Origin of the sequence: Streptosporangium sp. NPDC087985 (genome assembly GCF_044741965.1) — a bacterium.
Classification (GTDB): domain Bacteria; phylum Actinomycetota; class Actinomycetes; order Streptosporangiales; family Streptosporangiaceae; genus Streptosporangium.
The window spans coordinates 45,536-59,293 of record NZ_JBIUTQ010000002.1 but is presented as its reverse complement, the minus strand read 5'-3'; the positions used below and the strand labels follow the sequence as shown (position 1 = coordinate 59,293).

Genomic DNA, 13,758 nt, shown 5'->3' with positions numbered 1-13,758 from the left:
AGTGGTTTGTCCAACGGCCCTCAGGCCAGGCAGCGCAGCACGACCCTCAGCCTGCGGTCGAGCGGGGTGTCGTCCGGCAGCCGGCCGACCGTCGCCTCGACGAACGTGGAGACGGGCATCTGCTCGCTCGCGCCGAACGCGTGCACCCAGATCTGCTCGGCGGTCCTCTCGACCTGCACCGCGGAGCCCTGCTCCTCCAGCACGAACGCCGCCACCTCGGCCCGCCACCAGGCCCGCTCGTCGGCCTCGGCGTCCGGCACGGGAGCTCCCACGTCGTCAGCGTGGGTGGCGTACTCCGAGCCGTAGTGGAAGGTCTGCAGGCCCACCGGGTACGGCCCGGCCATGGTCTGCAGCTCCGCGTCGCGGCCGAGCGCGCGCATGCGCTCACGCGTCTCCCCGTTCGCGCGCCGCCACTCCTGGAGCACCTCCTGGACGGGCACGTCGCGGCGGCGCCGTACGCACCAGTCGTTGAAGCCGTTGAAACCGTCGGCGACGCCCTCGCGCCGGAGCGTCGCGGAGAAACCCTCGAGGTCGCCGTCCAGGCAGGCGTGGTTGTACAGCTCCTCCCCCGCCAGGTGTCCCAGGACGTCCCGCACCGACCAGCCGGCGCACCTGGAGGGGCGGTTCCAGCCCTCGTCGTCGAGCCGGGAGAAGTGACGGTCCAGGCGGGCCGCCTCGGTGTCGAAGATGTCGAAAGGGTCGAGATCCGCCAGCGGATCCTTCGATGATGAAGTCATACCTCAGGAGTTACCCAGGGGACCGGGTCATGCCCCCCGGGGACCGGCCACACGGCCGGGGGCGCGTCGCGGGGCGGGTGGAACGGGCCTCACCAGCGGTGATTGCGAGGGGCTTGACAGTCGGCCGACGCGGGCATTTGATAGCTCGTCACACAGCCAAATCGGACCGTCGCACGATCCGCAGCGGTTGATGTGAGCGTTAACACCATCGGGTGGACCGCGTAAGCGGCTACCGGATGGATCGGTGCGTGCGGGGACGTCACCGGCACCGCTCACCTCATCCGCCCGCTCGGCGATGTCCCCCAGCCGTCGACCCTCTCCGGCATCACCCCCTCCACGCCCGCCACCCGCCCCCAGGGACGGAACCGAACCGTGAGCACATCGGGAGACCACGCCCCAGACGCGTGCGTCCGCGTACCACGCCATCCGAAGGAGACAATATGAGGTTCGCGAAGTCGGCCACCGTAGCGGTGGGCGTGGCTCTCGTCATGGGAGTGACCGCCTGCGGTTCGACCACCAAGACCGGCGACACTTCGGATGCGCGGGATAACCAAGACGTTCCCGGGCGTCACGGCCCTGCAGGACGTCAACCTGGCGGTACGGAGAGGTGAGATACACGCGATCTGCGGGGAGAACGGCGCCGGCAAGTCGACCCTGATGAAAGTGCTGTCCGGCGTCCACCCCCACGGCTCCTACGAGGGGGAGATCTCCTTCGACGGCGAGCCGTGCCGGTTCGCCGACATCAGGGACAGCGAGCGGCGCGGCATCGTGATCATCCATCAGGAGCTCGCGCTCATCCCCTACCTGTCGATCGCCGAGAACATCTTTCTCGGCAACGAGCGGGCGAGCCGCGGCCTGATCGACTGGAACCGTACGAACGCCGAGGCCGCCGAGCTGCTCGACCGGGTCGGGCTCCGCGAGAACCCGGTGACGCTCGCGATGGACATCGGGGTGGGCAAGCAGCAGCTGGTCGAGATCGCCAAGGCGCTGTCCAAGCGGGTCCGGCTGCTGATCCTCGACGAGCCCACCGCGGCGCTCAACGACGAGGACTCGGCGCACCTGCTCGACCTGCTGCGCGGACTGCGCGACGAGGGCATCACCTCAGTGATCATCTCGCACAAGCTGAACGAGATCGAGGCCGTCGCCGACTCCACCACGATCCTGCGGGACGGGCGGACGATCGAGACCCTGGACATGAAGGGCGACGGGGTCAGCGAGGACCGGATCATCGCGGGCATGGTCGGCCGTGACCTCGGACACCGCTTCCCGCCGCACGAGCCGCGGATCGGCGAGGAGGTGCTGCGGATTGAGGACTGGACCGTGGACAGCCCCAGCCGGCACGGCCGCGTCGTCGTGTCCAACGCCTGCCTGACGCTGCGCCGCGGCGAGATCGTCGGCCTGGCCGGTCTCATGGGCGCCGGCCGTACCGAGCTGGCGATGAGCGTGTTCGGCCGCAGCTACGGGGTCGGCATCTCCGGCCGCGTCTACAAGAACGGGCGGGAGATCCAGCTCCGCTCGGTCGCCGAGGCGATCGGGCACGGGCTCGCCTACGCCACCGAGGACCGCAAACGGTACGGGCTCAACCTGATCGAGGACATCAAGCGCAACATCTCGGCCGCCGCGCTGGGGAAGCTGGCCAGGCGGGGCTGGGTCGACGACAACGAGGAGTACCGGGTCGCCGACGGCTTCCGCGACAGCATGAACATCAAGGCCCCCAGCGTCCTGTCGGTCACCGGCAAGCTCAGCGGCGGCAACCAGCAGAAGGTGGTGCTGTCGAAGTGGATCTTCACTGACGCCGACGTGCTGATCCTCGACGAGCCCACCCGGGGCATCGACGTGGGCGCCAAGTACGAGATCTACTCCATCATCAACGAGCTCGCCGACCAGGGCAGAGCCATCCTGGTCATCTCCTCGGAGCTGCCCGAGCTGCTCGGCGTCTGCGACCGCATCTACGCCCTGTCTGCCGGGCGCGTCACCGGTGAGGTCTCGCGGGCGGACGCCACCCCGGAACGGCTCATGCAGTTGATGACCAAGGAGAACACATGAAAGCGCCGGGAGGCCGGTTCTCCGTCAACCTGCGGCAGAGCGGCATCTACATCGCGTTCGCGCTGATCATCGTCCTGTTCTCCATTGTGACAGACGGTGAGCTGCTCAAACCGCAGAACATCTCGAACATCATCGTGCAGAACTCCTACGTCCTGATCCTGGCGATCGGCATGATCCTGATCATCATCGCCGGCCACATCGACCTGTCGGTGGGATCGGCGGTGGGCCTCACCGGGGCGATCTCCGCGGTGCTGATGGTCGACATGGACATCGCCTGGCCGCTGGCGATCCTCATCACGCTCGTCGCCGGCGCGCTGATCGGGGCCTGGCAGGGCTACTGGGTCGCCTACTTCGGCATACCGGCGTTCATCGTGACCCTGGCCGGGATGCTGGTCTTCAGGGCACTGACGCTGACCGTGCTCGGCAACCAGGGCATCGGTCCCTTCCCCGACGAGGTGCGCACGCTGTCCAACGGCTTCACCCCCTCCTACCTCGGCAACATCGGCCTCGGCCCGCTCGACGGCGCGGACCTGTTCACGCTGCTCGTCGGGCAACGGCTTCGAGCTGGACGCCATCGCGGCCGCGTTCATCGGCGGTGCGGCTGTCCAGGGCGGCGTCGGCAAGGTGGTCGGTGCCATCACCGGCGGTCTCATCATGGCCGTGATCAACAACGGCATGTCCCTCATCGGCGCGCCGAGCGAACGGGTGATGCTCTTCAAGGGCCTGGTACTGCTCGCCGCCGTGGCCTTCGACGTGTGGGCGAAACGCCGGAGCGGCTCGACACGCTGACCAGCCCGGGCGCACCCCGGCGGCCAGGGGACGGCGAGGACTCGTGTCCCCTTTCCCGAGGACGCGTTCTAGTCGTCCTGGTCGTCATCGTCGGACCGGGGCTGACCGCCCGAGCCCTGCACGAGGCTGAGCCCGGGGCCGCGCAGGAAGGTGATGAGCGGCCCCGCGGAGGCGAGCTCGCCCTTGTCCCGTGCCTTGACCAGGTCGCGGCCGAGCTTGCGCAGCTCGTCGTGGGCGCTCTTCCCCTTGCCTTCCTGGATCTTCTTGGTGACTTTTTCGATCTTCTCGCGGGTCTTGCGTGCCAGTTTGGAGTCGATGCCGCCCTGGCGCTCCTGGTCACTGACGGCCTGGCTGAAGGCCAGCAGGTACGCCCGCCATCCTCCCGGGTTCGAGCGCGGCGTCGCGGTCTGGACGGGGGTCGGAGACGGGGCCGCCGGCACGCTCTGCGGAGCGGTGGGCGACGGCGTGGCGGACGGGATCTCGGCGACCGCCTGCCCCGCCGGGTCCGAGGGGGCCGAGGTCAACAGGGCCGCCACCAGGATCACGCCGACCGCGCCGGCCGCGCCCAGCGCGATCCCGGCGTTGCGCCGCGGCAGGCGGACCGGTGTGGGCCCCGTCGTCCGCGCCTGCGTCGCCCGTGTCTGCGTCGCCCGTGTCTGCGTCGCCCAGACGGACGCCTGTGGATGGAGCACCGCGGTGTCCCGGGGGGGCGCCGCCACCTGGCGGGCGACCTCCGCCAGCGCCTGTCGGACGGTCTCGCCACTGGCGGGCCGCGCGGCGGGGTCCTTCTCCAGCAGGGCCAGCACCAGCCTCTCCAGCTCCCCCGGGATATCCGGGCGGTATCGGCTCGGCGGATCCGGGAGGTCCTGAACGTGCTGGGAGATCAGTTGCGGCGCCGGGCCGACGAACGGGGGGCGCCCGCACAGCAGCTCGTAACAGACGCAGCCAAGCGCGTACAGGTCGGAGGCCGCGTCACCCGGCTCGCCGAGGATCTGCTCGGGCGACAGGTAGGCGGCCGTGCCGATGACGGTTCCAACGGAGGTCATCCGCATCGCGGCCTCGGTCGCGACCCGGGCCGTCCCGAAGTCGACCACCTTGAGCACGCCGTCCGCGCTCTGGTGCAGGTTGGCCGGCTTGACGTCGCGGTGCACGACCCCGGCCCGGTGCGCGGCGTCCAGGCCGGCCGCGGCCTGTCCTGCCAGGCGGCACGTCGCGGAGATGCTCAGCGGCCCGTTCTCGGCCAGCTCGGTGGCGAGGTCGCGGCCGGTCAGCAGCTCCATCACCAGGAACGGCCGGCCCTCGTGCTCGCCCACGTCGAACACCGTCACCACGTTGAGGTGGACGACCCGCGCGGCGGTCCGCGCCTCCCGGGCGAACCGCTCGCGCATCGAGATGTCCGTCACCTCCGGCGACAGGATCTTGACCGCTACCGGCCAGCCCGGCTGCGGGTCGTACCCCCGCCACACCTCCCCCGTGCCGCCCCGGCCGATCAGCTCTTCCAGCCGGTACCGGTCAGCCAGCACGACCGGTGTCCGTTCCCAATCACCCACGATTCCCGCCATAGATCCCGAGCCCGGCAATTGGGACCCCACCTTACGGGTGTATGCCGGTGTCCCGTTCACTGATCGCGGAGGCGGACAGTTCCGGCACACTGTGCAGGACCACTTCCGCCGTGGCGTCGTCCGGTCTCCTCTCCGCGGCGAGCTCCGCCTCGACGTGCAGCCGGTAGTTCTCCGTCTCACGCCGTCGCCTGCCGTCGTCCCAGCCGAGAACCGGGGCGATGAGAGCGGCCACCTCGGACGCGGCGGCGAGACCTCGGTCCCGCTCCTCGATGGAGATGTGGGTACGGCGGGTCAGCACGTCCTCCACGTGCAGCGCCTGCTCGTGCGAGGCGGCGTAGACGGCCTCGACCCGCAGGTAGCCCGGGCCTCCGTGGAGCGGCTGTCCCAGCGCGGGGTCGGCGGCGACCAGGTCCAGCACCTCCCCGATCTCCGACCCGTAGCGGCGCAGGAGCCGTTCCACGGTGAGGACGCTCAGGCCGAAGCGCTCGGCGAGACGGCGCCGGCCGTTCCACCGTGCCTCGTACCCGGCCGCGCCGAAGAGCGGCACCCGCTCGGTGACGGACTCCGGTACGGCGTCGCCGAGCTCCCGCACCGCCATGTCGACGGCGTCCTTGGCCATCACGCGGTAGGTGGTGTACTTGCCGCCGGCGATGATCACGAGACCCGGGACGGGAGCCGCGACCAGATGCTCGCGTGAGAGCTTCGCGGTGGTCGCCGCGCTACCGGTGAGCAGGGGACGGAGCCCCGCGTACACGCCTTCGATGTCGTCGTGGGTCAGCGGCCGGAGCAGCACCGTGTTGATGTGGTCGAGCAGGTAGTCGATGTCGGCACGGCTCGCCACGGGGTGGTCGTTGTCGAGGCTCCACCGCGTGTCCGTGGTCCCGATGACCCAGTACTGCCCCCACGGGATCACGAAGAGCACGCTCTCCTCGGTCCGGAGGATCATGGCGGTGCGGAGGCTGATCGCCTCACGCGGCACGACGATGTGGACACCCTTCGACGGCTTCATGATGGGCGGTCCCTCGGCGCCAGCCATCGCCAGGATCTGATCGGTCCACACTCCGGTGGCACTGATCACCTGGCGCGCCCGCACGGTCATCTCCTGACCGCTCTCCAGGTCCAGTACGCGCGCCCCGGTGACGCGCGGCCCGTCGCGGAGCAGCTCGACCGCGCGCGCCCTGTTGACGACGGTGGCGCCGTACTCCGCGGCCGTCCGCACGACCGCCAGGGTCATCCGCGCGTCGTCGGTCCGCCCGTCGAAGTACTGCAGGGCTCCGACGAGCGCGTCGGGGCGCAGACCGGGAGCCTCCTCCAGGGCGCGGCGATGGTTCAGATACCTGTGGCGGGGGACGACGGACCGCAGGCCCCCCATGACGTCGTACAGGGTCATGCCCGCGCCGATGTAGAGCCGCTCCCAGATCCGGTGCGTGAGCGGGAAGAGGAACGGAACGGGGTGGACGAGATGGGGGGCCAGGCGGGTCAGCAGCAGACGGCGCTCCTTGAGCGCCTCCCGCACGAGCCGGAAGTCCAGCTGTTCGAGATAGCGCAGCCCGCCGTGGATCAGTTTGCTGGACCGGCTCGAACTGCCGGACGCCCAGTCACGGGCCTCGACGAGTGCGACCGAGAGGCCGCGTGACGCCGCGTCGAGTGCGGCTCCCGCGCCGACGATCCCCCCGCCGATGACCAGAACGTCGTATCCGTTCTCGCTCATCTCCCGGAGCGCCGTCACCCGGTATCGCGGTCCCAGTGCTGCAGTTTTCACGGTATGACTCCCTCTCGTTCGGTGGCGAGCGTGGTCTCCGGGGGGGGAGGCGGGGCCCGGCCGCGGCGCCGGACCGGCGGCCGGTCAGCCAACGTCGACCCAGTTGAGCGTGCGGTCGATGGCCTTCTTCCAGCCGGCGTACCCGTCCGCGCGCTGCTCGTCGGACCACTCCGGCTGCCAGCGCTCGGCCTCGTTCCAGTTCTGCCTGAGCTCGTCGGTCGACCGCCAGAAGCCGAGTGCCAGCCCGGCGGCGTAGGCGGCGCCCAGCGCGGTGGTCTCGGCCACGACCGGCTTGGACACCGGCACCCCGAGGATGTCGGCCTGGAGCTGCATGCACAGCCGGTTCGCCGTCACCCCGCCGTCCACGCGGAGCACGTCGAGGATGACGCCGGAGTCCTGCCGCATCGCCTCCACCACGTCCCGGCTCTGGTAGCAGATCGCCTCCAGCGTGGCCCGCGCGATATGGGCGTTGGTGTTGAAGCGCGACAGGCCGACGATGGCCCCCCGGGCGTCGGAACGCCAGTACGGGGCGAACAGGCCGGAGAAGGCGGGCACGAAGTAGACGCCCCCGTTGTCCTTCACCTGGCGGGCGAGCGCCTCGCTCTCCGCCGCACCGGAGATGATGCCGAGCTGGTCGCGCAGCCACTGCACGGCCGAGCCGGTCACCGCGATCGAACCCTCCAGCGCGTACACCGGCCGGTCGGCGCCGAACTGGTAGCACACGGTGGTCAGCAGGCCGTTCTTCGACCGCACCGGCTCGGTGCCGGTGTTCAGCAGCAGGAAGTTGCCGGTGCCGTAGGTGTTCTTGGCCTCCCCGGCCTCGAAGCAGACCTGCCCGACGGTGGCCGCCTGCTGGTCACCCAGATCGCCCGACAGGGGCACCTCACCCCTCAGCGGGCCGTAGCCCCGGGTCACCCCGTAGAGATCGGGGCAGGACGACGGCCGGATCCGCGGCAGCATCCGCCGGGGAACGCCGAAGAACGACAGCAGTTCGTCGTCCCAGTCCAGCGTCTCCAGATCCATCAGCATCGTCCGGCTGGCGTTGGTGGGGTCGGTGACGTGCACGCCGCCGTCGGTCCCGCCGGTGAGGTTCCACAGCAGCCACGTGTCGATGGTGCCGAAGATCGCCTCCCCGGCCTCGGCCGCCTTCCGCACCCCGTCGACGTTCTCCAGGATCCACTGGATCTTGCCGGCCGAGAAGTAGGTGGCCGGGGGCAGGCCCGCCCGGTGGCGGATGACGTCGCCCCTGCCGTCGCGGTCCAGCGCCGCGGCGATGCGGTCGGTCCGGGTGTCCTGCCAGACGATGGCGTTGTAGTAGGGGCGGCCGGTGATCCGGTTCCACACCACCGTGGTCTCGCGCTGGTTGGTGACGCCGAGCGCGACGAGGTCGGACGCGGACAGGTTGGCCCTGGTCAGCGTGGTCTGGATCACCGCGCGTGCGCGCTCCCAGATCTCCAGCGGATTGTGCTCGACCCAGCCGGCCCGGGGCAGGATCTGCTCGTGTTCGAGCTGGTGGCGGGCGATCTCGTTGCCCCCGTGATCGAAGACCATGAAGCGGGTGCTGGTCGTTCCCTGGTCGATGGCTCCGACGAAGTCAGCCATGAGATGTCGTCTCCTCTGTGCCGTGCCGGCGGTTCAGTCGGATCCGGGTTCGGGCTCGGGTTCGGTCTCGGGCTCGGTCTCGGTGGGGAGAAGGCCGGGTTCGACCTCCTCCAGGTCCGGTAGGAATCTGCCGATGAGCAGCCGGTAGAGGGCGGCACCCAGCACCCCGCCGATCAGTGGCCCCACGATCGGCACCCAGAAGTAGAGCTGACCGTACTGGTCACGCCAGGCCGTCCGGTAGCCGGTGAGGAACGAGACGAGACGGGGTCCGAAGTCGCGGGCCGGGTTGATGGCATAGCCAGCGTCGGTGCCCCAGCCCATGCCGAGCGCCACGAGGATGAGGCCGATGACGAAAGGGGCGAGGTTGGCCGCGGGTGCGGTGTTGCTCAGGTCCGTGACGGCCAGGATGAGGAACAGCAGGATCGCGGTGCCGATGATCTGGTCGCGGAACGCGCCCCAGGTTCCGACGGGCAGGAACCCGTTGCCCGGCAGCGTGGAGAAGACCAGCTGGGTCTTGACCGTGCGGCCGGGGTCGACGCTGGCGAGCACTTCGGAGTAGTTCCACCGCACGATCAGGGCGGCCACGGACGCGGCGGCGACCTGCGCGAGGGAGTAGGGCAGCACCTTGCGCCAGGAGAAGCCTCTGAAGGCCGCGAGGGCCACCGTGACCGCCGGGTTGAGGTGCGCGCCGCTGGTCCGGCCCGCGGTGTAGATGCCGAGGGTGAGAGCCAGTCCCCAGGCCCACGCGATGCTGTCGTGGCCGCCGATGCCGACGGCGATGACCTGTGCCCCGACTCCCAGGCCGAGCAGGATCATGATCAACGTGCCTGCGAACTCGGCGGCCAGCTCAGCGACGATCTCGGGAGGCTTTTTGAGGTTCGCCATGTAGGCCCCTCTTCTGGAAGCTATATGGCTCGTCCTTTCCGTGGACCGCCCTGGGGCGAGGACCGCTCACGGGCGGGCCACCGGCTCCAGGCCCCCGCGCGTCACGTGACCTTTCTCCCGCCCGGCGATCGCCGAGCCGTCGAATACCAGACAGCATTTTCCGATCGTTACTGAGATCTCCGCATATGTCACTGATGACACGTATTCGATCGCCAACAGATGACATGGACTACCCAAAGAAAGACACCGGCGCGCCCATCGGGGCCGGGGCGACCAGCGGGGACGGCAGCAGATCCCCATCGCGCGGTCTCATTACACGCGGTGTTAATAAAAAACTCCCAAGGGGACTATATTTCCAAACATATCTGAATTCCAGCCTTTAAATGCCCTTGACGATCATAACGGGTGGACCAATACTAAGGACGATCTGTCGCGGCTGGACCACCGGCGTCGCGGACACTGAACTCATCTGAATCTACCGACTCTTCACCGTGGGGAACCGATGGAGCGACGACTGACGCAGTACGCCCAGGGCGGCGGATGCGCGTGCAAGATTCCGGCTGGCGAGCTGGAGCAGACGCTCGCCGGGCTCGGTGTCGCGCCGCCCCGCGACGCCCCCGGCGAGCTGCTCGTCGGCCTGGAGACCGGGGACGACGCCGCCGTGGTCCGCATCCGGGACGGCGTGGCCGTCGTGAGCACCGTCGACTTCTTCACCCCCGTCGTCGACGACCCCTTCGACTGGGGCAGGATCGCCGCCGCCAACGCGCTCTCCGACGTCTACGCGATGGGCGGGCGGCCGCTGGTCGCGCTCAACCTGCTCTGCTGGCCCACCGGCACCCTCCCCTACGACCTCGCCCGCGAGGTGCTCCGCGGCGGCGCGGTCGTCGCCGCCGAGGCGGGCTGCCACCTCGCCGGGGGGCACAGCATCACCGACCCCGAGCCCAAGTACGGCCTGGCGGTGACCGGCGTCGCCGACCCCGCCCGGCTGCTCCGCAACGACGCCGGCCGCCCCGGCCTGCCGCTCAGCCTGTCCAAGCCGCTCGGTCTCGGCGTGCTCAACAACCGGCACAAGGCGACCGGGGAGAGCTTCCCCGAGGCGGTCGCGACGATGACCGCGCTGAACGCCGCCGCCGGGCAGGCCGCCGTCGAGGCGGGCCTCGCGTGCGCCACCGACGTGACCGGCTTCGGGCTGCTCGGCCACCTCTACAAGCTGGCCCGGGCCTCCGGGGTGACGGCGGTCGTCGACACGGCGGCCGTGCCGTACCTGGCGGGGGCGCGGGAGGCCGTGCGCGACGGCTACGTCCCCGGCGGGTCGCGCCGGAACCTGGAGTGGGTCGCGCCGCACACCGACTTCGGCCGGGCCGGCGAGGAGACCCGCCTGCTGCTCGCCGACGCGCAGACCTCGGGCGGCCTGCTCGTCGCCGGGGAGATCCCCGGCGCCCCGGTGATCGGCGAGCTCGTCCCCCGTGCCGGGAGCGTGCTCGTCCTGCGCTGAGATGTTCCCGCCCCGGCCGGATCGTCACACCGCCGAGACGACGACCGGCCAGGGCGTGCCCGGCTCAGCCCACCGTGCAGGGCGCGCCGTTCAGGGTGAACGCGGCCGGCCTGGGGTTGCCCCCGCTGTAGGTGCCGTTGAACCCGATGCCGGTGGAGGTGTTGGGCGCGATGGTGGCGTTCCACGACAGGTTCGTCGCGGTGACGCGGGCGCCCGACTGCGACCAGACGGCCGACCAGCCGGGCGGGGTGACCTTCTGGTTACCGGGGAAGGTGAATCCCAGCGTCCAGCCGTTGACGGCCGAGGCACCGGTGTTGGTGATGGTCAGGTCGGCGCCGAAGCCGCCGCCGCCCCAGTCGTTGACCGTGTAGGTGACCCGGCAGCCGCCCCCACTGTCACCGGCCGTGGTCACGTTCACCGTGCCGGAGCGGGCCGAGCGGTTGCCGGCCGCGTCGCGCGCGTAGACCGCGAACGTGTAGGCGGTGTTCGGGGACAGGCCGGTGACGGCCGCCGCGTTCGTGGCCGGCGTTGCCACCGTGGTCTCGGTCGTGCCCTGCACCCGCACCACCTCGTAGCCCGTAACGCCGACGTTGTCGGCCGACGCCGTCCACGACAGGTTCACCGACGACGACGTCACGTTCGACACCGCCGGCGTGCCCGGTGTCGTCGGCGGGCTGGTGTCCGTGGAGGACCCGTAGGTCAGCCCGTAGCCGTAGGGGAAGAGCGGGGTCTTGCCGTCCCCGTCGTTGATCGGCTGCTGGCCGGCGCTGTTCATCCAGGTCATCGGGAGCTTGCCGGTGGGCTTGGTGACGCCGAAGAGCACGTCGGCGACGCCCTGTCCCTCGGTGCCCGGCAGCCAGGAGGCCACCAGGGCGTTCCAGCCGGGGAGCTGGGAGGCGATGTCCAGCGGGCGGCCGGAGACCAGGACCACGATCACCGGCACGCCGGAGTTCCGCAGCGTGTTGATGGTGTTCAGGTCGGTACTGTCCAGGCCCATGGCGCCCGGGCGGTCTCCCTGGCCTTCGGCGTACGGGGTCTCGCCCACCACGGCGATCGCCGCCCGGTAGGAGCTGTCGATGCCGCTGCCGCTCTGGCTGTAGGTCACCGTCGTGGAGGGGCCGACCGTGTTGCGGATCCCCTGCAGGACGGTGGTGCCGGGGGTGATGTTCCCCGACGACCCCTGCCAGGTGATCGTCCAGCCGCCGCTCTGGTAGCCGATGTTGTCGGCGCTCCTGCCCGCGACGAAGATCTTGTTGTTGCCCGGGGCCAGCGGCAGGATGTTCCCGCTGTTCTTGAGCACCACCTGCGACTCCGCCACCGCCTGGCGGGCCAGGGCGCGATGCGCGGTGCTGCCCACGGTCGAGGTGTAGGTCCGGTCGGTCAGCGGTCTCTCGAAGAGGCCCAGCTCGAACTTCTTGGTCAGGATGCGCCGGACGGCGTCGTCGATACGCGACTGGGCGACCCGGCCGCCCTGCACCTCGGTGCGTAGCAGGCTGATGAACTGCCGCCAGCCGTCGGGTGCCATCACCATGTCGATACCGGCGTTGATCGCGGTGCGCACGTCGGTGGCCGACAGTCCGGGGGCGCCGTCGATCTGGTCGACGCCGTTCCAGTCGGAGACGACGAACCCGGTGAAGCCCAGCTCGCCCTTGAGCACCGAGGTGATCAGGTACTGGTTCCCGTGCAGCTTGCTGCCGTTCCAGCTGCTGAACGAGACCATCACCGAGCCCACCCCGCGGTCCACCGCGGCCTTGAACGGCGGCAGGTGGATCGCCCGCAGTTCGCTCTCGGTCAGCTGCGTGTCGCCCTGGTCGACACCGCCCGTGGTTCCGCCGTCGCCGAGGTAGTGCTTGGCGGTGGCCATTACCGAGGCCGGCCCGTTCAGGGCCGAACCCTGCATGCCCGTGATGATCGTCGTCATCGAGGACGGGATCTCGGGCCGCTCGCCGAAGGACTCGTAGGTGCGGCCCCACCGGTCATTGCGTGCGACGCACACGCAGGGGGCGAAGTTCCAGTCGATGCCCGTCCCGGAGACCTCCTCGGCGACCGCCCTGCCGATCTGCTGCACCAGGGCGGGATCCCGGGTAGCGCCCAGCCCGATGTTGTGCGGGAAGATCGTCGCACCGGCCACGTTGTTGTGGCCGTGTACCGCGTCCACGCCGTAGACGACGGGGATGCCCAGCGGCGTCGCGAGGGCGGCGTTCTGGAAGCCGTCGTACATGTTCGCCCAGGAGGTGGCGTTGTTGGGCGAGGGCGCCGAGCCGCCACCGGACAGCAGGGAGCCGAGCCGGTAGCCGGTGATGTCGGAGGCGGTGACCGAGGCGCGTTCCGCCTGGGTCATCTGGCCGATCTTCTCATCCAGCGTCATCCGGGAGAGCAGGTCGGCGACCCTGGTCGCCACCGGCAGGCCGGGGTCCTGGTACGGATTCCCGGCAGCCGCCGTCGCCGCCGCCGGGACGGACATCCCTGCCGTCAGCAGCAGCGCGGTGAGCCCGACGCGGAGACGGCGGGCCGGCCGACCGGCCAGGGGGGAGATACGCACATCAGGCCCCTTCGGAGAGAACGTACGGGGAACGGGGGTCAGGGCCGCCCCCGTTCCCACACTCCGCACCATAGGAGGCGATCCCCCACGCGCAAAGGATCGTCCGCCCCGCCCCACCCTGCCGGTGTGACATTCACCGGGCCACCAGGCCGGACTCGCCCGGGCTCATCTCCTGTCCGGTGAAAATTTCACACCGGACGGGTCCGGTCGGCCGCAGCGCGGCGATCGGCCAGGGGCGCGACCGCTCCGAGCCCGGCTTCCACAGCCACGGTCACGGCCGGCTGTGCCCGGGAGACCGGCCGCGGCCCTCCGCCGCCTCACCCCGGCGGGTCGCCGTA

The 13,758-nt window shown here is 70.3% G+C and carries 9 protein-coding genes and 1 pseudogene; 4 read left to right on the top strand and 6 right to left on the bottom strand.

From position 1 onward, the window contains the following. Positions 1 to 20 precede the first annotated feature (20 nt). Positions 21 to 737, bottom strand: a complete 717-nt coding sequence (locus ACIN94_RS05435) for a maleylpyruvate isomerase family mycothiol-dependent enzyme (protein WP_400700071.1) — start codon at positions 735 to 737, stop codon at positions 21 to 23. Between the two features lie 537 nt (positions 738 to 1,274). Between ACIN94_RS05435 and mmsA the strand changes: the two genes are divergently transcribed. The 3 genes and pseudogenes from mmsA (at position 1,275) to ACIN94_RS05420 (ending at position 3,572) form a co-directional block, all read left to right on the top strand. Further along, positions 1,275 to 2,783, top strand: coding sequence for a multiple monosaccharide ABC transporter ATP-binding protein (gene mmsA, locus ACIN94_RS05430; protein ID WP_400700069.1), 1,509 nt, complete (start codon positions 1,275 to 1,277; stop codon positions 2,781 to 2,783). After that, positions 2,780 to 3,166, top strand: a pseudogene (locus tag ACIN94_RS05425) (sugar ABC transporter permease); the annotation flags it as partial. The gene mmsA and the pseudogene ACIN94_RS05425, both read left to right, overlap by 4 nt. A 181-nt stretch (positions 3,167 to 3,347) precedes the next feature. Continuing rightward, positions 3,348 to 3,572, top strand: coding sequence for a hypothetical protein (locus ACIN94_RS05420; RefSeq protein WP_400701632.1), 225 nt, complete (start codon positions 3,348 to 3,350; stop codon positions 3,570 to 3,572). 68 nt (positions 3,573 to 3,640) lie between these two features. Here ACIN94_RS05420 and ACIN94_RS05415 read toward each other — a convergent pair whose 3' ends face one another. The 4 genes from ACIN94_RS05415 to ACIN94_RS05400 all read right to left on the bottom strand — a co-directional run bounded on the left by ACIN94_RS05415 (position 3,641) and on the right by ACIN94_RS05400 (position 9,383). Further along, positions 3,641 to 5,122, bottom strand: coding sequence for a protein kinase (locus ACIN94_RS05415; protein ID WP_400700067.1), 1,482 nt, complete (start codon positions 5,120 to 5,122; stop codon positions 3,641 to 3,643). Positions 5,123 to 5,165: 43 nt separating this feature from the next. Then, entirely contained in the window at positions 5,166 to 6,896 is a 1,731-nt protein-coding gene (locus ACIN94_RS05410; protein WP_400700065.1) for a glycerol-3-phosphate dehydrogenase/oxidase, read from the bottom strand. Between the two features lie 84 nt (positions 6,897 to 6,980). After that, positions 6,981 to 8,498 carry a glycerol kinase GlpK gene (gene glpK / locus ACIN94_RS05405; protein WP_400700063.1) on the bottom strand — a complete coding sequence of 506 codons (1,518 nt, stop codon included), beginning with the start codon at positions 8,496 to 8,498 and terminating at the stop codon, positions 6,981 to 6,983. Between the two features lie 33 nt (positions 8,499 to 8,531). Further along, the gene (locus ACIN94_RS05400) at positions 8,532 to 9,383 is read right to left on the bottom strand and encodes an MIP/aquaporin family protein (protein ID WP_400700061.1); all 852 of its coding nucleotides are present in this window, start codon (positions 9,381 to 9,383) and stop codon (positions 8,532 to 8,534) included. A 502-nt stretch (positions 9,384 to 9,885) separates the two neighbouring features. Between ACIN94_RS05400 and selD the strand changes: the two genes are divergently transcribed. Beyond that, positions 9,886 to 10,878, top strand: coding sequence for a selenide, water dikinase SelD (gene selD / locus ACIN94_RS05395; protein ID WP_400700059.1), 993 nt, complete (start codon positions 9,886 to 9,888; stop codon positions 10,876 to 10,878). 64 nt (positions 10,879 to 10,942) lie between these two features. Here selD and ACIN94_RS05390 read toward each other — a convergent pair whose 3' ends face one another. Beyond that, the gene (locus ACIN94_RS05390; protein WP_400700057.1) at positions 10,943 to 13,420 is read right to left on the bottom strand and encodes a glycoside hydrolase family 3 N-terminal domain-containing protein; all 2,478 of its coding nucleotides are present in this window, start codon (positions 13,418 to 13,420) and stop codon (positions 10,943 to 10,945) included. Positions 13,421 to 13,758 lie beyond the last annotated feature (338 nt).

Bases quoted from the DNA above. Each gene is read 5' to 3' on its own strand.
- ACIN94_RS05435 (WP_400700071.1), bottom strand. From the start codon at position 737: ATGACTTCATCATCGAAGGATCCGCTGGCGGATCTCGACCCTTTCGAC.
- mmsA (WP_400700069.1), top strand. From the start codon at position 1,275: ATGCGCGGGATAACCAAGACGTTCCCGGGCGTCACGGCCCTGCAGGAC.
- glpK (WP_400700063.1), bottom strand. From the start codon at position 8,498: ATGGCTGACTTCGTCGGAGCCATCGACCAGGGAACGACCAGCACCCGC.
- ACIN94_RS05400 (WP_400700061.1), bottom strand. From the start codon at position 9,383: ATGGCGAACCTCAAAAAGCCTCCCGAGATCGTCGCTGAGCTGGCCGCC.
- selD (WP_400700059.1), top strand. From the start codon at position 9,886: ATGGAGCGACGACTGACGCAGTACGCCCAGGGCGGCGGATGCGCGTGC.